16 protein-coding genes are annotated in these 18,319 nt (G+C 62.8%); 8 read left to right on the forward strand and 8 right to left on the reverse strand.

Translation table 11 applies throughout. The annotated features are described in order from the left end of the window. Position 1 precedes the first annotated feature (1 nt). Complete coding sequence (locus NKJ40_RS15210) at positions 2-559, reverse strand: GNAT family N-acetyltransferase (RefSeq protein ID WP_352466693.1); 558 nt, start codon at positions 557-559, stop codon at positions 2-4. A gap of 60 nt (positions 560-619) precedes the next feature. Beyond that, positions 620-1,069: a GatB/YqeY domain-containing protein gene (locus tag NKJ40_RS15215; RefSeq protein WP_352466694.1), complete on the reverse strand. Its 450-nt coding sequence runs from the start codon at positions 1,067-1,069 to the stop codon at positions 620-622. Positions 1,070-1,390: 321 nt separating this feature from the next. Between NKJ40_RS15215 and carA the strand changes: the two genes are divergently transcribed. Next, entirely contained in the window at positions 1,391-2,608 is a 1,218-nt protein-coding gene (gene carA, locus NKJ40_RS15220; protein ID WP_352466695.1) for a glutamine-hydrolyzing carbamoyl-phosphate synthase small subunit, read from the forward strand. A gap of 56 nt (positions 2,609-2,664) precedes the next feature. Here the strand turns inward: carA and NKJ40_RS15225 are convergent, their stop codons facing one another. Next, the gene (locus NKJ40_RS15225; protein WP_352466696.1) at positions 2,665-3,933 is read right to left on the reverse strand and encodes a TCR/Tet family MFS transporter; all 1,269 of its coding nucleotides are present in this window, start codon (positions 3,931-3,933) and stop codon (positions 2,665-2,667) included. Positions 3,934-4,083: 150 nt separating this feature from the next. After that, complete coding sequence (gene ypfJ / locus NKJ40_RS15230; RefSeq protein WP_352466697.1) at positions 4,084-5,004, reverse strand: KPN_02809 family neutral zinc metallopeptidase; 921 nt, start codon at positions 5,002-5,004, stop codon at positions 4,084-4,086. Positions 5,005-5,211: 207 nt separating this feature from the next. Here ypfJ and NKJ40_RS15235 point away from each other — a divergent pair, with 207 nt between their 5' ends. After that, positions 5,212-7,260, forward strand: a complete 2,049-nt coding sequence (locus tag NKJ40_RS15235) for a hypothetical protein (protein ID WP_352466698.1) — start codon at positions 5,212-5,214, stop codon at positions 7,258-7,260. 34 nt (positions 7,261-7,294) lie between these two features. Here NKJ40_RS15235 and mntR read toward each other — a convergent pair whose 3' ends face one another. After that, positions 7,295-7,750, reverse strand: coding sequence for a manganese-binding transcriptional regulator MntR (mntR, locus tag NKJ40_RS15240; RefSeq protein ID WP_023678308.1), 456 nt, complete (start codon positions 7,748-7,750; stop codon positions 7,295-7,297). A gap of 234 nt (positions 7,751-7,984) precedes the next feature. Here mntR and NKJ40_RS15245 point away from each other — a divergent pair, with 234 nt between their 5' ends. Together NKJ40_RS15245 and NKJ40_RS15250 are read left to right on the forward strand one after the other, a co-directional pair. Continuing rightward, the gene (locus NKJ40_RS15245) at positions 7,985-9,352 is read left to right on the forward strand and encodes an Nramp family divalent metal transporter (protein WP_352466717.1); all 1,368 of its coding nucleotides are present in this window, start codon (positions 7,985-7,987) and stop codon (positions 9,350-9,352) included. A 154-nt stretch (positions 9,353-9,506) separates the two neighbouring features. Beyond that, a complete protein-coding gene (locus NKJ40_RS15250) occupies positions 9,507-10,160 on the forward strand; it encodes a dihydrofolate reductase family protein (protein WP_352466699.1) in 654 nt (217 codons plus the stop codon). Between the two features lie 55 nt (positions 10,161-10,215). Here NKJ40_RS15250 and NKJ40_RS15255 read toward each other — a convergent pair whose 3' ends face one another. Then, entirely contained in the window at positions 10,216-11,085 is an 870-nt protein-coding gene (locus NKJ40_RS15255; RefSeq protein WP_352466700.1) for a LysR family transcriptional regulator, read from the reverse strand. A gap of 92 nt (positions 11,086-11,177) precedes the next feature. On the opposite strand from NKJ40_RS15255, the gene NKJ40_RS15260 reads away from it, so the two are divergent. After that, complete coding sequence (locus NKJ40_RS15260; protein WP_352466701.1) at positions 11,178-11,777, forward strand: LysE family translocator; 600 nt, start codon at positions 11,178-11,180, stop codon at positions 11,775-11,777. A gap of 167 nt (positions 11,778-11,944) precedes the next feature. Here the strand turns inward: NKJ40_RS15260 and NKJ40_RS15270 are convergent, their stop codons facing one another. After that, on the reverse strand, positions 11,945-13,123 hold the full coding sequence (locus tag NKJ40_RS15270) for an MFS transporter (RefSeq protein ID WP_254820339.1): 1,179 nt from the start codon (positions 13,121-13,123) through the stop codon (positions 11,945-11,947). Between the two features lie 193 nt (positions 13,124-13,316). Between NKJ40_RS15270 and NKJ40_RS15275 the strand changes: the two genes are divergently transcribed. Further along, entirely contained in the window at positions 13,317-13,673 is a 357-nt protein-coding gene (locus NKJ40_RS15275; RefSeq protein ID WP_352466702.1) for an ArsR/SmtB family transcription factor, read from the forward strand. 93 nt (positions 13,674-13,766) lie between these two features. After that, positions 13,767-14,513, forward strand: a complete 747-nt coding sequence (locus NKJ40_RS15280; protein ID WP_352466703.1) for a metallophosphoesterase family protein — start codon at positions 13,767-13,769, stop codon at positions 14,511-14,513. 66 nt (positions 14,514-14,579) lie between these two features. Here NKJ40_RS15280 and NKJ40_RS15285 read toward each other — a convergent pair whose 3' ends face one another. Next, positions 14,580-17,021 carry a DNA/RNA non-specific endonuclease gene (locus NKJ40_RS15285; RefSeq protein WP_352466704.1) on the reverse strand — a complete coding sequence of 814 codons (2,442 nt, stop codon included), beginning with the start codon at positions 17,019-17,021 and terminating at the stop codon, positions 14,580-14,582. 263 nt (positions 17,022-17,284) lie between these two features. Between NKJ40_RS15285 and NKJ40_RS15290 the strand changes: the two genes are divergently transcribed. Beyond that, positions 17,285-18,148, forward strand: a complete 864-nt coding sequence (locus NKJ40_RS15290) for an SH3 domain-containing protein (protein ID WP_352466705.1) — start codon at positions 17,285-17,287, stop codon at positions 18,146-18,148. Positions 18,149-18,319: the final 171 nt, after the last annotated feature.

Below are 18,319 nucleotides of genomic sequence, written 5' to 3' on the forward strand. Positions count from 1 at the left end.
GCTACAGATCGATCCGGTAGCGCAGGTTTTCCACGCCGCCATAGGCAGCGTCTTCGAAGAAACGCCCGACAAGCCGGCCGCCATTGGCCAGAACGACCTTCTGCGAGGGCACGTTGTGAGGCTTGCAGGTGATTTCGACGAAGGGCAGGCCAACCGCCCTCGCCTCCACCAGCATCAGCCGCAGCGCCTCGGTCGCATAGCCGCGTCCCCGTTTCCACGGCACCACCGCATAGCCGATGTGGCCGAGCACATGCGACGGCAGCGCCGCGGTGCCGGGCTGCCAGCGCAGGCCGATCGAGCCTGCGACTTCCCCGTCCCAGATCCAGCGCCGGAATCCGGGCAGCCGCGGCACCGTCGAACCGTCCGGCAAGGCGATCGGCGGTCCCTTGCCATCAGGATCGTCGAGATCGGCAAGGAAAGTCGCTGGATCCTTTTCGATAGCCGCAAGCTGCTCGCGCGTCGCGTCGAGCAGCCGCACATTGTCCGGCGACCAGCCGCGCTCGAGGGCCGCCCTGTAGGACGGCAGGTGTTCAAGCGCCGGTTTGACGAGTTCGATCATGGGCGCGAGCTTTTGGCTGTCGCCAGGATTGCGGGCGCGACGGCAAGGGCCTTCCGCAGCTTACTGAAGCAGGCTCTTGACGATGCCGCTCGCCTTGGAGAAATCCATCTGCCCGGCGTATTTTTCCTTGAGCGCCGCCATCACCTTGCCCATGTCCTTGACGCCGCTGGCGCCTGTCTCGGCGATGGCGGAACGGACGGCGCTTTCCGTCTCGGCCTGGCCCAGTTGCGTCGGCAGGAAGTCGCGGATGATCGCCATCTCGTCGCGCTCCTGCGCGGCAAGCTCCGGCCGCTTGCCGTCATCGAACGCCTTGGCCGATTCCTCGCGCTGCTTCACCATCTTGGCAAGGATCTGCAGGATTTCGTCGTCGCTGGCCGGCTCATTGCCGGCGCCGCGATTGGCGATATCGCGATCATGAATGGCCGCCTGGATCAGCCGCAATGTGGGCAGCCGGCGCTTGTCCTGCGCCTTCATCGCGCTCTTCAGGGATTCGGCGATTTTTCCTCGCATAGTGCTTTCTCCTTCGAATGCGGCGGACAATAGTCGTGCCGATAGCTCAAGGCAAACTCGATGGCGTCCGGCAAACCGCTGATATTGTTCGACGAAATAAATCCAGGCTCGCACGGCGCGGCATCATTGACCGCCTTGGCGCCTTCCCCTATGTACTGGGCCTTGCATGAATTGAATTCTAGTGCACGTCGCCCAAAAGTGTGTAGCGGTTTTGGGGCCACGACATGCACAAGTGAAAAGTTAGCGCGCCGAGGCTGTGAGATTGCCGCTTCGCGCCTTTTGTTGCGCCGATTGAGGGGCGCAGCCTTTAGGAGTGCCGCCATGGCAACGATGACCGCCGCGTCGACCCCCCCTTGGGCCACCGAGAGGCCGACAGCCCTGCTGGTGCTGGCCGACGGCACCGTCATCGAGGGCCGCGGTCTGGGCGCTTCCGGCTCCGCCGTGGCTGAGGTCTGCTTCAACACCGCGCTGACCGGCTACCAGGAAATCCTCACTGACCCATCCTATGCCGGCCAGATCGTCACTTTCACCTTTCCGCATATCGGCAATATCGGCACCAATGACGAAGACATCGAGGACCTCAATCCGCTGGCCCGCGCCGGCGCCGTCGGCGCCGTGTTCAAGGCCGATGTCACCAACCCGTCGAACTACCGCGCCGGAACCGGTCTCGACCAGTGGCTGAAGAAGCGCGGCATCGTCGCACTTTCAGGCATCGACACGCGGGCGCTGACCGCGCTGATCCGCGAAAAGGGCATGCCCAATGCCGTCATCGCGCACGCCCCAGACGGTACCTTCGACATCGATGACCTCAAGCGCCGCGCCGCCGCATGGTCGGGGCTTATCGGGCTTGATCTCGCCAAGGAGGTCACCTCCGGCCAGTCCTCGGTCTGGCGCGAGACGCCCTGGGTCTGGAATGAGGGCTTTGGCGAACAGGCCGATCCGTCGATGCACGTCGTTGCCGTCGACTACGGCGTCAAGCGCAACATATTGCGCCTGCTGGCCGGCCTCGGCGCCAAGGTCACGGTGGTGCCGGCAAACACCGGCGCCGAGGAGATCCTGGCGATGCGGCCGGACGGCATTTTTCTGTCCAACGGCCCCGGCGATCCGGAAGCCACCGGCGACTACGCCGTGCCGGTCATCCAGGATCTGCTGAAGACCGAAATCCCGCTGTTCGGCATCTGCCTCGGCCACCAGATGCTGGCGCTAGCGCTCGGCGGCAAGACTGCAAAAATGCATCAGGGCCACCACGGCGCCAATCATCCGGTCAAAGACCACACCACCGGCAAGGTCGAGATCGTCTCGATGAACCATGGCTTTGCCGTCGACGCCGACTCATTGCCGAGCGGCGTCGAGGAAACCCATGTCTCGCTGTTCGACGGTTCGAATTGCGGCATTGCGCTGACCGGCAAGCCGGTCTTCTCGGTCCAGCATCATCCGGAAGCCTCGCCCGGCCCGCAGGATTCGCACTATCTGTTTCGCCGCTTCGTCAATCTCATCCGCGAAAAGCGCGGCGAGCCGGCACTGGCCGAGCGTGTCTAGCGCATTGCGTAAAAACGGATTTGACTGACGGCGCCGGCCGGGGCTCCCGGCGCCGATCAAGCCCCGTCCGTCACCGCTTCCTGCGCGTGCATGCGTTTGACTTCCTTCGGCGTCGGCTTGGCCACCCTGGTGACGAAGACGACGAGCGCCAGCGTGAGGAAAATCGCGCCGAGCAGATATGGGGCACCGCCGAAAACTACGGGCGCGCTCGGCCCCGTGAACCAGGAAAAGATCGCCGTATAAAGCAGCGGTGTGATGATCGAGGTGATCGAGAAGATCGAGGTCATCGCGCCCTGGAGTTCGCCCTGGGCGGAAGGTGGCACCTTGGCGGCCGCCAGGCTTCTGAGCGGCGGGTCGGCCAACGCCTCGAGACATCCGACGACGATCACTGCATAGATCATCCAGCCTTGTGACGCGAAGGCGTAGCCGAAGGCGCTGAGTGCGGTAAATGCCAGACCGATTACCGCCGTCTTCCACTCGCCAAGTTTAGGGATCACGCGCGGCAGGACTGTCGCCATGACGATCGCCCCGCACAGGCCGAAGGCGCCGAGCGAGAAGCCGATCTGTTGTTCGCTCCAGCCATAGCGATAACTGGAGACGAACGACCAGACCGCAGGATACATCATGTGCCCCAGCGTCATCAGAAAGAAGACAAGTCCGATCCAGCCGATACCTTCGTAGTTGCGCATCTGGACGAGCGTGCCGACCGGGTTCGCGCGTTTCCACTCGAAGCGGCGACGGTGCTTGTTATCAAGCGTTTCCGGCAACAGAAACAGCGCGATCAGAAAGTTTGCGAAAGCAAGCCCTGCAGCGAAATAGAACGGAACGCGCGGCCCGAACGTGCCGAGCAACCCGCCCAGGACCGGCCCGATGACGAAGCCGACGCCGAAAGCAATGCCGAGCAGCCCGAAATTCTTCGCACGATTTTCGTCGGTCGAGATATCGGCAATGAATGCCGATGTCGTTGAATAGCTGGCGCCGGAAATGCCGGCCAGCACGCGGCCAATGAACAGCATCGGATAGGACCAGGCGACAGCGCAGATCAGATTGTCGATAGCGAACGTCAGCACCGAGGCGAGCAGAATCGGCCGCCGCCCGAATCGGTCGCTCAACCCGCCCATCACTGGTGCGAAAACGAACTGCATCGCCGCATAGACGAAGAACAGCCAGCCGCCCTCGATAGCCGCCTCACTGATGCCGACGCCGGTCAATTCCCTGAGATAGGCCGGCAGCACCGGCATAATGATACCGAAGCCAATGACGTCGAGCAGCAGGGTGGTGAAAACAAGCGCAAGGCCCCGTCTGGCGGTTTTGGGGTCTATCATGATGGTATCTCCTCGGGCCGCCCGAGCGAACGGGAACACACCTTATAGGCGAGCACATCGCTGGGAACAATGAGGGAACGGGCAGAGTGTTTTCATCCTGACATCCCCTGACTGCGATCCAGTCTCTCGGATTACGAGAAAACCGTCGGCTCAGATCGGGTTGTTGAACGTGTCGCAGTCCGATAGCTTGCCGTTCTGGAAGCCGCGCGCCAGCCAGGTCTGCCGCTGCTGAGACGTGCCGTGGTTGAAGCTTTCCGGCACGACGTAGCCCTGCATCTTCTTCTGCAGCGTGTCGTCGCCGATCTGCTTGGCGGCGTTCAGTGCCTCCGCCATGTCGCCCTGTTCCAAAATGCCCTTCTGACCGGTGAAATGTGCCCAGATGCCGGCAAAGCAGTCGGCCTGGAGCTCGACCTGCACCGACATCTGGTTGGCGTCGCCCTCGCTCATATTCTGCCGCATCTGGTTGAATTTGGGCAGGATGCCGGTCAGGTTCTGCACGTGATGGCCGACCTCGTGCGCGATAACATAGGCCTGTGCGAAATCGCCCGAGGCGCCGAACTGCTGGTCGAGTTGCTGGAAGAAGGTGGTATCGAGATAGACCTTGCGATCGTTGGGACAGTAGAATGGTCCGGCCGCTGACGAGGCAGAACCGCAGGCGGAGCGGATCTGGCCGCTGAACAGGACCAGTTTTGGATCTTGATAGGTCAGACCCTCGGACTGGAAAATACCGGTCCACGTATCCTCGGTCTCGGCCAGCACGGTCGACACGAACTGCTTCATCTCGTCGGACGCCGGCGCACCGGTGCCGCCGCCCTGCCCGCCGCTATTGTCGGTGATCTGGCCGCCGCCGCCAGGCTGCAAGCCGCTGTCATCGAGAATTTGGCTCGGGTCGAAGCCGAAATACCACCCTGCCAGGAAAATCAACGCTACGATGATAATGCCCGACATGCCGCCGCCGCCGGCGCGACCGCCGATCGGGATGCGAAACTGCCCCGGACCGCCGCCAAGCCCGCCACTCTGGCCGCGCTCGTCCTCGACATTGTCACTTTGACGGCGGCCTCTCCAGAGCATGGCAACTCCCCGTGATGCACGTTTGCAGTCAACCCGCCGATGTCCTGGCCGGTTCCAACCCAGCAAACAATTATCCCAATGGTTACGCCAAGTCACAGTATTTTTCGCGCTAACGAGCAATGCCTGCTGACGCGGGTCTGCTCTGGCTTAGACGTCGCAAGGTCTGTAGCATCCACCGTGGCTGTGGAAGCGAGGGGGCGCTTGCGGATGCTCGGGCGGGTTCTGTTGCTGTTTGCGGCATTGTCTTGCCTAGGCCCCGCGCCGGCCAGCGCCGTCACTCTCGATTCCAGTGTCGCAATCACCGATCCCGAGACCTTGCAGGCGCTCGAGCGCGGCGGGCTATCGATCAGCCGTCTGCTTGGGCCAGCGCTCGGACTGACACGCGACGTCGACAATCGCGGGCTGTTTTCGGTGCGCGCGCTGAGCCCGGTCCGCAACGCCGTCAAACAGCAGATCTTAGACGAACCAAGGAACAGCCCCGACTCCTATGTAGCCGCTCTGGCAAAGTCGAAAGACATCAACCAGAAGTTCAATCCGAAATACATCGACGACGACGGTTCGACGCTGGACCTGACCGGCATCGTCAATCGCATGGATCGCGGCTATCTCGGCCACACCGAATGCGGCGAGATCAGGCTGATCTACCGCTTCCACTATTCGGTCGAGGAGAAGCCTGGGCAACGCATTTCGTCGCGCCTGCCGCTGACCCTGAGCCTGGTCTTCAACGCCATACCGGCTTCGGCACAGCCTCGCGCCTCGAAGGACCGTCCGCGCTCGGCTAACGGTTCCTGCGCGGACGTGGCGAAGCGCTGGCTTGTCGCCGGGCAGAAGAATCTGGAGCCGGATCAACTGGCGGCCTGGCTGCGCTCGGAAGAAGGCCCGCTTTCCAGCGCGATGTTGAATTCTTCGCAGACCATGCGGCTCGAGCTCAACATGCAGGTCGTGCGCCTATCGGCTTCGAGCCGGCGAGATTTCGGCGGCCACGCCGAGTATCTGTTGAAGGTATTCAAGTGGGACCCTGCCAAAGCCATTTTCCAGGAAGCGAAAATGGAGAACCAGATCGACCGCAAGCTGGTGCTGGCCGACAGGCAAACCTTCGAAAGGTGGCTGCTCACCGATCGCAACATCTATGATCTCGACCGTGGCCGCCTGGTGATCGACGAAAAATTCCTCGCGACCACCGCGGTTTCGGTGGCACCCGGCGGTATGAGCCGGTCGCAAAACAATTTGGCTTTTGGGCTGCTCGACGACGATGCTATCGACAAAGCGCTCAAGGACTATGTCGCCAAGGGCAATACGCTTCGCACCGTCAAATCGGTGGCCGGCTTCAATCTGCGCCTCAATGAGATGACCTGCACGGGCTGTCACCAGACGCACGGCATCGCCGGGTTCCATTACACCGGCGCCGACCCGGCCAGCGAACCGCGCCGCAACGCGGTGTTCGTGCCGGGCTCGGCTGTGTTTTTTGCCGACCTGCCGCGCCGCCGCGCCATTGTCGAGTCGTTCGCCGCTGGCAGACACCCGGATTTCAGCCGCGGCTTTGCCGGCCGTCCGGAGGCAAAATACGCCGAAGCGCTGAAAGGCACCGATCTCTACAATGGATGGGGCTCGATCTGCTATCGCAGCGCCGACCCAAGTTTCGTGGACTGGACCTGCGACGAAGGCCTGCGTTGCGCCGGGGTCCACGAGAGCGCCATCCATCCGGGCTTTGGTACCTGCGTCAGCGAGGCCGGCACCGCAGTCGGCGATCCGGTGGAGTTCGGCGAGATCAGGATGTCGAGATGGGGCAACGACCAATATTGCCGTCTGTCACCGGCAACCGCGAAGGCCTGCGCCATCGACCCGGCCAGGGACAGAAAACCGCCGATAAAGCTCGCCGGCTACGGCGCGGCGCGCCAGCGTTACGATAATCCCGAGCAGAAGACCGGCGGCTTTCCCGGCGGCATGCTGCGCAAGGCGACCTGCGAAAAGCTGCCCGACGAGGCAAGCTGCGGCCGCCTCGCCAAGACCGGCTTCAACGACTGCATAGGCTCCGGCAAGGACCACAAATTCTGCACCAGGGAATTCACCAAGACCGCTGGCCTGCGTGCTTGCGACAAGGCCCATCCCTGCCGCGAGGACTATATCTGCACCGCCGGTTTTGACGATCTGCCGGAAGCAAAGCCCGGCAAGGGCACTTGCATCCCACCATATTTCATCTTCCAGTTTCGCGTCGATGGTCACCCGCGCAACTGGGTGCAGGATACGAACGAGTGAGCAGGTCAGTCGCACTGCATATCGCTTCGATCAATCAGCGCGCGGCGATTATTGCCTTGCGAAAGGCTTCGAGCGTCTCGGCGCTGACATGGTGCTCGATGCCTTCGGCGTCGATGCGCGCCGTCTCGGCGCTGACCCCGAGCGAGCGCAGGAAGGCCTCTACCGTCTGGTGGCGAATGCGGCTCTCTTCCGCGACCTTGCGGCCGGCATCGGTCAGGAACACGCCACGATAGGGTTTCCGGGAGACCAGCCCGTCGGCGCACAGCCGCGTCAGCATTTTCGCCACCGTCGGCTGGGCGACGCCGAGCCGTGCCGCGATGTCGACCTGGCGCGCCTCGTTGCCGTCCTCGATCAGGTCGGCGATGAGCTCGACATAGTCCTCGACCAGCGCACTGCGACGCGCTTCACGGGTCTGCCTGAACCCTTCGGAGTGGATTTCTGCATCAGGCAGCGGCTTTTCGCGAGGAACCGGTCTTTTCTTCAGCGCCAATACGCGCTCCTCCCGGCAGTTTGAATCGGCTTTGCAGTCATAGCACAGAACCCTATTGGTTCTGGCCGTTTATTTCCATTCGGTGGTCGGCGCAACCGGCGTTCACTGCCGTGCCGGCCGCACGGCCAAGCGGCTACACGAAAGCTCAGACAATGAAATATAGCATATTGCATAATGTTCAGCCGTGGCATACATAAGGAGAGAATGTCGATCGCTCCAGTGGAAAGCCAGTTCATGTCGGAAGCCGAAGCCACCTCAGCCCCCCGGTCCATGTGGCGATTTGCCCGCCCGGAGGACGGCGAGCAGCCCAGCCTTCGCGAAGTCAACGCCACGATCGCGGTGCCGCACTCGGGGATCTGGCTTCGCCGGCTGTTCGCCTTCATGGGGCCGGGCTACATGGTTTCGGTCGGGTATATGGATCCGGGCAATTGGGCGACCGACCTCGCCGGCGGGGCCCAGTTCGGTTACACGCTGCTGTTCATCATCATGTTGTCGAACCTGATGGCGATCCTGCTGCAGGCGCTCGCCGCCCGGCTAGGCATCGCCACCGGCCGTGACCTTGCGCAGGCGTGCCGCGCCTATTACCCGCGGCCGGTCAATTTCATGCTTTGGGTCGCTTGCGAATTGGCCATCATCGCCTGCGACCTGGCTGAGGTCATTGGCACAGCGATTGCCTTGCAACTGCTGTTCGGGATTCCGCTGATCGGCGGCGCCATCATCACCGCGCTCGATGCCTTCCTGCTGCTGTTGCTGATGAACAAGGGCTTCCGTTTCCTCGAGGCCTTCATCATAGCGCTTTTGATCATCATCTTCGGCTGCTTCGCCATCCAGATCTTTGCCGCCGCGCCTCCGGTCGGCTCGATCCTGCATGCGATGTTCGTGCCGTCGTCCGAGATCGTCACCAATCCGGCCATGCTTTACATCGCCATCGGCATCATCGGCGCCACGGTGATGCCCCACAATCTCTATCTGCACTCCTCGATCGTGCAGACCCGCGCCTATGAGCGCACCGATCGCGGCAAGCGCGACGCCATCAAATGGGCGACGACCGACTCGACCATCGCGCTGATACTGGCGCTGTTCGTCAATGCCTCCATCCTGATCGTGTCGGCGGTGGCGTTCCACGGCACCGGTCATCATGACGTTGCCGAGATCGGCCAGGCCTTCGAGCTTCTGTCGCCGCTGCTTGGCCTCGGCATCGCTTCCATCCTGTTTGCCGTAGCGCTGCTTGCCTCCGGCTTGAACTCGACGGTGACGGCGACGCTCGCCGGCCAGATCGTGATGGAAGGGTTCCTGCGTCTGCGCATCCCGCAATGGGCGCGCCGCCTGCTGACGCGCGGCATCGCCATCGTCCCGGTGGTGGTGGTCACTGCGCTCTATGGCGAGAAGGGAACCGGCCAGTTGCTGGTCTTCAGCCAGGTAATCCTGTCGATGCAGCTTCCCTTCGCTGTCGTACCGCTGGTGCAGTTCGTCTCGGACAAGCGCAAGATGGGCAATTTCGCCATTTCCCGCGCTGTTGCCGTGCTGGCCTGGGTGGTCGCTGGGCTCATCCTGGTGCTCAACTTCAAGCTGCTCTACGATACGGTCGTCGGTCTGGGCTGAGCGTTTCTCTTCTCCAAGCCGATGCAACAAGGTCGGCAGTCATCCGCCCTTCCAACCCTGGAAAATTGCCGGCCGCTGTCGGATAAATGTCCGTTCGCCCGTCCTTGGCTCGAACTCCGGCCATGACGGTACGGATCAGGGAAAGGGAGCTCCAATGAGGAAGATCATCGCCGCAACATTCGTCAGCCTCGACGGCGTCATGCAAGCGCCCGGCGGCCCGCAAGAGGACCCTGTCGGCGGCTTCAAATTCGGCGGCTGGACGTTTCACTACTGGGACGATGTGATGGGCGCCGCGATGGGCGAGACGTTTTCAAAACCGTTCGCGCTGCTTCTCGGCCGCAAGACTTACGACATCTTCGCCGCCCACTGGCCTTATCAGAAGAATGACCCGATCGCCGACAGCTTCAACGCCGTCACCAAATATGTGGCGACGCACAGGCCAGATACGCTTTCCTGGCAAAACAGCCAGCCGCTCGGCAGCGATGTCGTGGCGACGTTGCGCCGGATGAAGCAGGAGGACGGCCCGGACCTGCTCATTCAGGGATCGAGCGAGTTGATCCAGACCTTGCTCGCCAATGACCTGATCGACGAGATCAGCCTGCTGATTTTCCCGCTGGTGCTGGGCAAGGGCAAAAAACTGTTCGGCAGGGGCACGATACCTGCCGCCTTCAAGCTGACCCGTTCGCAGACATCGACCACTGGCGTGCTGATGGCGAGCTATGAACGCTCCGGCGAGATCAAGACTGGGTCCTTTGCTCCGGAACAGCCATCCGAAGCCGAGATCGAGCGGCGCAAGAACTGGAAATAGAGGCTGCCGAGGCGATCAAGGACGGCTGAACACCGGCCGTCCTTTTTGCTGTTTTCTAAGCCGCCTCTCGCCGCCGTGCCAACCCATCGCGGAGGTGGCCCGCGAATGCCAATGCAGCCGGCGCGACGCCGTGCTTCGGCAAATGCAGATTGATTGAAAAATTCGGCAATGACGGCAGTTCCGGATCGTTGGCCAAAATATCGAGGTCGGCAGGCACGGTTGACGCCAACCAGGTGGTGACGGCCAAGTCCGAACGCACTGTCGCCGTCGTCGCGTCGATGCTGCCGTTTTCGAAGACGGTGCGCCATTCCAGCCCGTGCTCGTTAAGCGCCTCCAGCACCACCGGGCGGAACGCGCAGGTCTCGGCGACCATCGAAACCGGCAAGGGTCGCTTGCGGCGGGCGCCACCGCCTTTGGCGCCGACCCAGACCAGCCGGTCGACAACAAGGCATTCGCCGGCCGACCGACCGATCGGCTCCTCGATCACCGCGAGCTCAATCGTGCCCGCCGCCAAGGCCGCAGCCAACTCCGGCGACGAGGCGCAGACAAGCGAGATCTCGACCTGCGGATAGGCCTCGGCATAGGCCTTGAGCACCGGCGCAAGCAAAGTGCCGACAAGGTCGTAGGGCACGCCAAGCCGCACCTGACCGGCAACCGCATCACCCGCCATCTCCGCCAGGATCTCGTCATTGAGGGAAAGCAGGCGCTTGCCCTTGCCGAACAATCGCTCGCCGGAGCGGGTCAATCGCAATCCGCGCCGATCGCGGTCGAACAGGCTGCAGCCGAGAACCTCTTCCAGACGCTTGATCTGCTGGCTGACGGCACCTTGCGTCAAATGCAGCGCGTTGGCCGCCGCCGTCATGCTGGCCTTGTCGGCAACGGTGACGAAGGTTCGAACCAGGGCAGTATCGAGGTTGCGGAGCATCTGGTCATTATATTTGCTAATGCACATCATAGCAAACATTGCATTTACTGATGGGCCAAACAGCCTACGGTGCAGGCTTCAAAGGAAGCCGCATGTTTGAAACCGTCCTTCCCCTCCTCCTGTTCGCGCTGGTCTCAACCTCAACCCCAGGCATGGCCACGACCTTGTCGACGGCGTCTGGGGCGCAGTTCGGCTTTCGCCGCTCTATCCCGCTGATGGCCGGGAGTGCGGCCGGCCTGGCCACGGTGGCCGCGGCAGGTGCTGCTGGGCTCGCCGGTCTGCTGGCCGCCGCTCCTTCGATGCAACTGGCGATGAAAATAGCCGGTACCCTCTATCTGGTGTGGCTTGCCCTCAAGATCGGCCGCAGCGGCCCGCCCAACCTGGATGTGGCCATGGCAAAGCCGAACAGCTTTTTCGGCGGCGCCGGCCTGCAATGGATGAATCCCAAGGGCTGGGCCATGGGGCTGGGAGCGGCGGCATCTTTTGCCGCGCTCGCCAACGGACCGCTGCAGCTCGCCTTGCTGCTCGGCACGGTTTTCGGTCTTGCCGCGGCCCTATCGCTGGCGGCCTGGTGCGTGGCGGGCAAGCTGCTCGCCCGGTTGCTGCGAACCGAGCGGCAGTGGCGCATGCTCAACGCCGTGCTTGGCCTGCTGCTGGCCGCCTCGATCATTCCGATGTGGTGGACAGCGTAAGACCAAGCTGTGGCGCGTCGCCCAGCAGCGATTCGAGGAGATGTTTGGAAAAGAGCAGGCGGCAAGCCTGCGAGCGGCGCTGGACGAAATCGCCGCGCTGGATTTTGACGCACCGCCGGCCGCGACTTGAATTGTCGGCGGCCGGCAGCCACGCTTTGATAACAGCCTTATTCGGCCGGCATCGCCACCGGACGCGCCGCCAGATGGCCCGCCAGCACCACGCCCAGACCAATGATCGGGAATGCCGCCGCGACCACGCCGAGGTCGGCCGGTGCGCCGTAGCGCAGCACCGCGGCGCCAACCACGGCACCCAGTGCGACACCGAGATAGAGTGCCGAAGCGTTCAGCGACAGCACGATGGGCGCGGCATCGGGCGCCAGCTTGATGATACGGCTGGCCTGCGCCGGCGGGAATGCCCAGCCGACGATGCCCCACGGCACCATCATGGCCATGAGCGCCGGCCCGGCGATCTCGCGCGGCAGGAACATCGGGATCAGCGAAAACGTGACCAGCATGGCGGCACTCAGCGCCAGCGACCAGCAGACGGTGCGCGTCGCGCCGAAACGGTCGGCGGCCTGCCCGCCGCCGATATTGCCGATGACCGCGCCAACGCCGAAGGCGAGCAGCATTCCGGGAAGCGCGATCGGGTTCAGTCCGCCGCCTTCGATGGCGAGCGGCGCGACAAAGGCAAAGACGGTGAAAGCGCCGATCAAGGCCAGGATCGTCGTCACCAGGATAGGCATGACGCCGGGGCGAAGTGCCGCTGCCAATCGCATCCGGAGCGGCAGCCTGGTGCCGACGATGCCGCGCGGCAGCCGGTACCACAGGATCGCGCCGGCGAGCGCGCCAAGGCCGGCAATGGCAAAGAACGTGCCGCGCCAGCCGGCAACCGTCGCAACAAGCGCGCCAAGCGGCGCGCCGACCGCGACCGCCACGGTGGTGCCGCCGACGACCACGGCAATGGCGCGGGCGCGATGATGGTCGTCGACAAGCGCAACGGCCGTTCCCTGTGCGGTCGCCGCGAACAGGCCAGACGATAGCGCCATGACGATGCGCGCGATCAACAGCAATTCGAAGGAGGAGCTCAGCGCCGCGGCGACGTTGCCCAACACGAAGAACACCAGCGTCCACAGGATGACGCGGCGCCGGTCCCATTCGCCGGTCAGCGTTGCCAGGATCGGCGTGCCGATCGCATAGGCGAGCGCAAACGCGGTGATCAGCGTGCCGGCGAGCGGAACGGAGATGGCGGCATCCTTTGCAATGTCGGGCAAAAGGCTGGAGATGACGAAACCTTCGGTCGAAATAGTGAACGATCCGAGCGCAAGCCAGATGAGGCGCTTATCCATGGCAATTTCCTTAGTTCAAAGGTTATTGAACAATTGGACATAACAGGGCATGATGTCAATAAAGCCGCTGCAAAATAGCCGAACCATCCTGACAGCCCGGTGTCAGGACGGGGCGACGGGGCGAAACTATGTGTCCATCAGCCACGAGAGGAGATGCGTTGAAATCGGCTCCGAATGTGCTTAATTCCTGGGCATGACCTTGCCCCATCCCACCGCCGACCAGATCAGCCTGCCGAACGTGCTTGCCGTGCTGGGCGACCCGACGCGGTTGGCCATCGTGCGCTATCTCGCGAGCAAGGAGGGGGTGCCGCTGAATTGCAGCCGGTTCCTCGATCTCTGCTCGAAGACCAATCTGAGCTACCATTTGGCCAAGCTGCGCGAGGCCGGCGTTACCCGCACCGAGGCGGTTGGCACCAGTCGATTGATCACGCTGCGCCGTGACGATCTCGACCGCCGCTTCCCGGGCCTGCTCGACAGCGTCATTGCCGCGGCCGGCGACGACGCATCGTTGCCGGTGGTCGGCGGCCACGAGATCGAAGTCCGCGCCTGAACGACCCGAAGCTGCGTTCCGCTCTCGCCCGCTTCGCGAGACGAGCAAAGTAGTTCACCTGCCCTCCAGCCATTCCAATTAACGGAGCCTCCCATGCGCATTGCCGTCCTCGCCGACATCCACGGCAATGTCCTGGCGCTCGAAGCCGTGCTCGACGATCTGCGGCGACGCGGCGGCGCCGACCTCATCGTCAATCTCGGCGATTGCGTTTCCGGCCCGCTCTGGCCGCGCGAAACCATGGAGCGGCTCGAAGCGCTCGAGCTGCCGACGGTGCGCGGCAACCACGACCGCCGCGTTGCCCGCGACACCGCCGACGAGACCATGTGGCCGTCCGACCGCTACGCGCAGGAACGGCTGACGGCAGGCCAACGCGAGGCGCTGTTCGCGCTGCCCCTCACGCTCGAGGTAGCGCCCGGCATACTCGCCTTCCACGCCCGGCCCGACCACGATGAAAAGTACCTGACTGACGCGATAGTCGACGGCCGGCTGGTGCGCGCGCCGCTGGCCACCATCGAGCGGCGGCTCGGCGCGATCGATCCCGCCTGCCGCATCATGCTTTGCGGCCACAGCCATCGTAGCGAGCTGGTCCGCATTCCCGGCGGTCCGGTCATCTTCAACCCGGGCAGCATCGGCTGCCCGGCCTATGACGATTCGACCCCGCCGGCGCATGTCTCCGAGCAGGGTTCTCCACACGCCCGCTACGGCCTCGTCGACTTGCACCCCGATCGTTTCGAGGCCATCGCCGTCGATTATGACCACGAGGCGGCGGCGCGTCAGGCCGAGCAGGCGGCCCGGCCCGAATGGGCCCACGCGCTGCGCACCGGCTTCATGCCGGGCTGAGCTTGCTCATGCCAGGCTGAACGGATGACCGCCTTCGAGCGGCAGAAGCCGCAACCGGTCCAATCTTCACTTGTCAGACACGGATCGCTTCGATCGCTTGGCAGGACGTCGGGTGCTGGCCGCCGAAGTCTTGGTCGCCGAAGTCTTGGCCGCCGAAGTCTTGGGCGTCGAAGTCTTGGGCGATGAAGCCTTTGGCCGTGACGGCTTTGGCGCCAGTTGCGTTGGGTTGAAAGTCTGTGCTGGAGCCGATTCGGAACCGGCCCGAATGTCGGCGTCGTGCACCTGCTGGCCAAAGTTCAGGCCGGTCAGCTCTTCAATCTCGGCCACCGTCGAAAGAAACTCCGATACCCTGGCAATTTCAAGCGGGTCATCGAATGCCTCGGCACGCTCGCCGAACGCTTCGGGCATCACTTCCAAAACCGGCTTCTGATCCGCCAGCAGCGCGATGGCGCGCAGGCCAGCTTGATCGGACCACAGCGCGATCTTCCAGAACTTCAGCGGAACATGGCTTTCGAAGCGGTAGGGAGGATCGTCCTCGCGGAACACTGGCCCGGCAAACACCGTGACACGGCCTCGGGTCGTATAGGCGTTGCGCAGCACATAGGTTTCCACCGCGCGCCATCTCAGCTTCCCCTTGGAGCCGGGATGGTTAAGCGAGCTTCCCTGATTGAAGAAGCCGACTTGCGGCGCAGCATTGGTATAAAAGAACGTGTCGCGTTCTGCCGCGACCGCCTCCTGATTCATCCCCCATGCAGGGTCGCCGCGAAGCGTAATATGGCCCTTCTGGAACATTCGAGCTATTCGTTCCTTGGATTTTGCGACGGGAAATCCAGGCACATTCTGGCTCGAATAGAATTCCTGGGTCATCTGCTCGCCAAGTTCGATGCGGCGATCGGGCCGGAAAGCATCGCTGGCTTCCGAACCGGAAATCGACTCCACCCCCAATTCGACAAGCGACGGGTTGTCGATGACCGTCTTGTCCTCACGATTGACCGCCTTGGTGCGGGATCCATCGATATTGCAGGCGGTGACGAAGGCAAGCCTGCGATCGGCGTTCATCAAGATCGAAAAATGATGGTAGCGCAATTCGTGTGGGTCCTCGCCCGGTTTGGCAAGAAGGTTTTTGGCCAACCGGAAGGGTGAATTGGCAACCGTCGGCATTGGCAGGACAAAGCCCGGTATGAAGCCGGGCTCATACCCTCCACGATCGTCGAAGTCCTCTGTTTTCCAACCCGCTGCCTCGGCGATGGCTACCTTCGCGGGTTCGCTTGCCGGCCCTTTGCCGTCGTTTCGTCTTGCATCGCCTCCGTCGCCGTCGATCAACGGCGCCCGGACATTTATCTCGACGGGAAAAGTCCAGGTGACCGAGCCATCGGCATTGTGTCTCGTCGCCGGCGGATTGCCGTCCGGTTCCGGTCGCTGCACCGGCTTGTCCAGCACATCTTCGCGAATGTCGGCGTTCAGCCGAACTGTCTCGTCCATCATGCGCGGCGTGCCGGCCCAAATCGCCAGAGCTTCCGAAACTGCCGATGCCGAGGAGCCCGGCAGTTTGGACTTTCTAGTGCTGAGATCGTCAACGATGGCGCTGATCCGTATGCCTTCGTTGATTTCGCGCGTAAGCGCATAGCCACCTATGCCCGTCACCTCGTGGAACGGGCCGGCCCAATGGTGCAGGGCGATAGGCTCCCATTCATTGTTGAAGACCGGGGATCCGGACGAACCCTGTTCGGTATCGGCGACATAGTGCAGCACTTGCACCGTTTCATCGCGGGCCACCAGCCGGTTTTCACGCAGCACCAGTTCCTTGAAGCGGCCATCGGGATGCTGAACGATGTTGGCGATTTCGCCAAGCATATGCTTGTCGCGCGCATCCGACAGCGAGATAAAACCGAACTCCCCCAATTCCTTTGGACCGGAACGCCGCTCGCCGACCCCGATCAGCGTATAGTCCAGACCCTCTATGCTATCGGTCACGAAACAGGATTCAGGATCGAACAGGAACGTCGTCGGCGTACGCACGGCATTCGCACCGTCCTGCTCATAATCGAACTGGACCTGGAAGCGCCGGGAATCCGCCGGCGACGAAATCACATGGTTGTTTGTGAGGAACAGCCTTGGCCCGACCAGGAAACCCGATCCTTGTGGATTGCCGTTGAGAAAGGCAACGCGGCCGACCGCATCGGCCACACGGCGCCCACGCTCCAGAAATGCGACCCCGATGAAATCGAGCGTTGGGCCGAGAATTGCCTCCGGTCCTGGCTGCTTGGCGGCGGCCTTTCTTTCCCCGGCAGACCTCATGTCTATTGCAGCCGATATCATCTCCGCTTCGGTGCGGCTGAGCGACGCCTTTACCTGCAACCTGTCGAGGCGCCTGGAGAGGGTCTGTTCGGCGGCCAGCGGATTGCCGTTGGCGATGTGACCAAGTGAAGCCTCGATTTCGGTGCGCGTTTTCTTGATACGCTGGCGAACTATGTTTTCCACTTGCGCGAATATTTCAAGGTCGACCATATTGCCCTCCTCAACCTTACTTGAGAGAATGCATATCTACATGAAATGTGCAATATTTTGCCGGCTTTTAGTTCACGGAAGTGGCCTGGTCGCGATTCAACACGCGGCCCCTTTTCGGGCTTACACAGCGCCGTCTCGTCGCCTATAAAAACCGGCTGGCGTGCAATGGCGCTTTCGTGCCTGGCCGCGCCTTCGGCAATTGAACCTACCGCCCATGGCAGATGATTAGGCGCACAGTAATACTCCCGACGACGCTGATTGCGGTGATCGCCGCTCCGCTGATGCTGGCGGAGCTGCCGGCCAACGGCCAGGAGCCGGAGCCCATCATCTCGATTGTGACGGGTCTCGCTCCGGATGACCTCCTGAACGTGCGCGCCACGGCGTCGGCCATGGGCAAGATCGAGGCGCGGCTGCCGAGTGGTTCGAGCGTGAAAAATCTCGGCTGCGGCGACGTCAGCGGCTACAAATGGTGCAAGGTCGAAGACATCGACGACCCGAAACTGAGCGGATGGGCTCCGGCGCGCTATCTCGACCCCATCAATCCCCAGCAAGTGACGCCCCAGGTGGCGGCCAATGCGGAGAACCCTACCTCTCAACCGCTGCCCGATCTGACAACGCGCCTCGGCGCGACCGCTCCCGAAACACCGCTGAACTCCGCTGACGCGATCGGCAGGGTGGCGATCGAGGATGCTTACCGCCTGGCGCTGGCCGGTGGAAACCCCTCGACTGGACAGGTTGATGGATCGCCGCCCGCGGCAGTGGGTCCCGTCCAGAATTTCGGCGCGGCCAACGCGGCGCCTCCGCCCGACGCACAGACCGTTGCACGGCTGCAGCCGCCGGGGACACCGGTCCCAGGTGCTGGCAACGCCATCCCTTGCGCGCGCTATCTCGGCCAGCCGATGACCAACTGCAAGGCAAATGTCGTGCGCACCGGCGACAAGACCGACGTGACCGTGACCTGGCCTGATGGTGGCACGCGCATCATCAGCTTCAAGGCCGGCAAGCCGGCCGGTGCGGACGCACCCGGCGAATTCCGATTCACCCGCGAGGGCAGTCTGAACATGATCCGTATCGGTGCTTCCGAGCGTTTCGAGATTACGGATCAGTTGGCTGGGTTAGGGGAATAAGGCAGTAGGGCAGTAGGGCAGTATGTTTAAAAGGGCGCTCGAACCTCTGCCCTACTGCCCTACTGCCCTACTGCACTACTGGCCTACTGCCCGACTGGCCTACGCGGCTACGGGCCTAGGGCGAGTAGCTGATAGGACTAGGCGGGGCCAGGGGGGGTTGGGGGGGGGGGG

It is taken from the genome of Mesorhizobium sp. M0119 (assembly GCF_040322615.1).
In the GTDB taxonomy this organism is placed as follows: Bacteria; Pseudomonadota; Alphaproteobacteria; order Rhizobiales; family Rhizobiaceae; genus Mesorhizobium.

Bases quoted from the DNA above. Each gene is read 5' to 3' on its own strand.
- NKJ40_RS15260 (WP_352466701.1), top strand. From the start codon at position 11,178: ATGTTTGAAACCGTCCTTCCCCTCCTCCTGTTCGCGCTGGTCTCAACC.
- NKJ40_RS15215 (WP_352466694.1), bottom strand. From the start codon at position 1,069: ATGCGAGGAAAAATCGCCGAATCCCTGAAGAGCGCGATGAAGGCGCAG.
- NKJ40_RS15255 (WP_352466700.1), bottom strand. From the start codon at position 11,085: ATGCTCCGCAACCTCGATACTGCCCTGGTTCGAACCTTCGTCACCGTT.
- NKJ40_RS15225 (WP_352466696.1), bottom strand. From the start codon at position 3,933: ATGATAGACCCCAAAACCGCCAGACGGGGCCTTGCGCTTGTTTTCACC.
- NKJ40_RS15210 (WP_352466693.1), bottom strand. From the start codon at position 559: ATGATCGAACTCGTCAAACCGGCGCTTGAACACCTGCCGTCCTACAGG.
- NKJ40_RS15285 (WP_352466704.1), bottom strand. From the start codon at position 17,021: ATGGTCGACCTTGAAATATTCGCGCAAGTGGAAAACATAGTTCGCCAG.
- NKJ40_RS15245 (WP_352466717.1), top strand. From the start codon at position 7,985: ATGTCGGAAGCCGAAGCCACCTCAGCCCCCCGGTCCATGTGGCGATTT.
- NKJ40_RS15235 (WP_352466698.1), top strand. From the start codon at position 5,212: ATGCTCGGGCGGGTTCTGTTGCTGTTTGCGGCATTGTCTTGCCTAGGC.
- carA (WP_352466695.1), top strand. From the start codon at position 1,391: ATGGCAACGATGACCGCCGCGTCGACCCCCCCTTGGGCCACCGAGAGG.
- NKJ40_RS15280 (WP_352466703.1), top strand. From the start codon at position 13,767: ATGCGCATTGCCGTCCTCGCCGACATCCACGGCAATGTCCTGGCGCTC.
- NKJ40_RS15275 (WP_352466702.1), top strand. From the start codon at position 13,317: ATGACCTTGCCCCATCCCACCGCCGACCAGATCAGCCTGCCGAACGTG.
- NKJ40_RS15270 (WP_254820339.1), bottom strand. From the start codon at position 13,123: ATGGATAAGCGCCTCATCTGGCTTGCGCTCGGATCGTTCACTATTTCG.
- ypfJ (WP_352466697.1), bottom strand. From the start codon at position 5,004: ATGCTCTGGAGAGGCCGCCGTCAAAGTGACAATGTCGAGGACGAGCGC.
- NKJ40_RS15250 (WP_352466699.1), top strand. From the start codon at position 9,507: ATGAGGAAGATCATCGCCGCAACATTCGTCAGCCTCGACGGCGTCATG.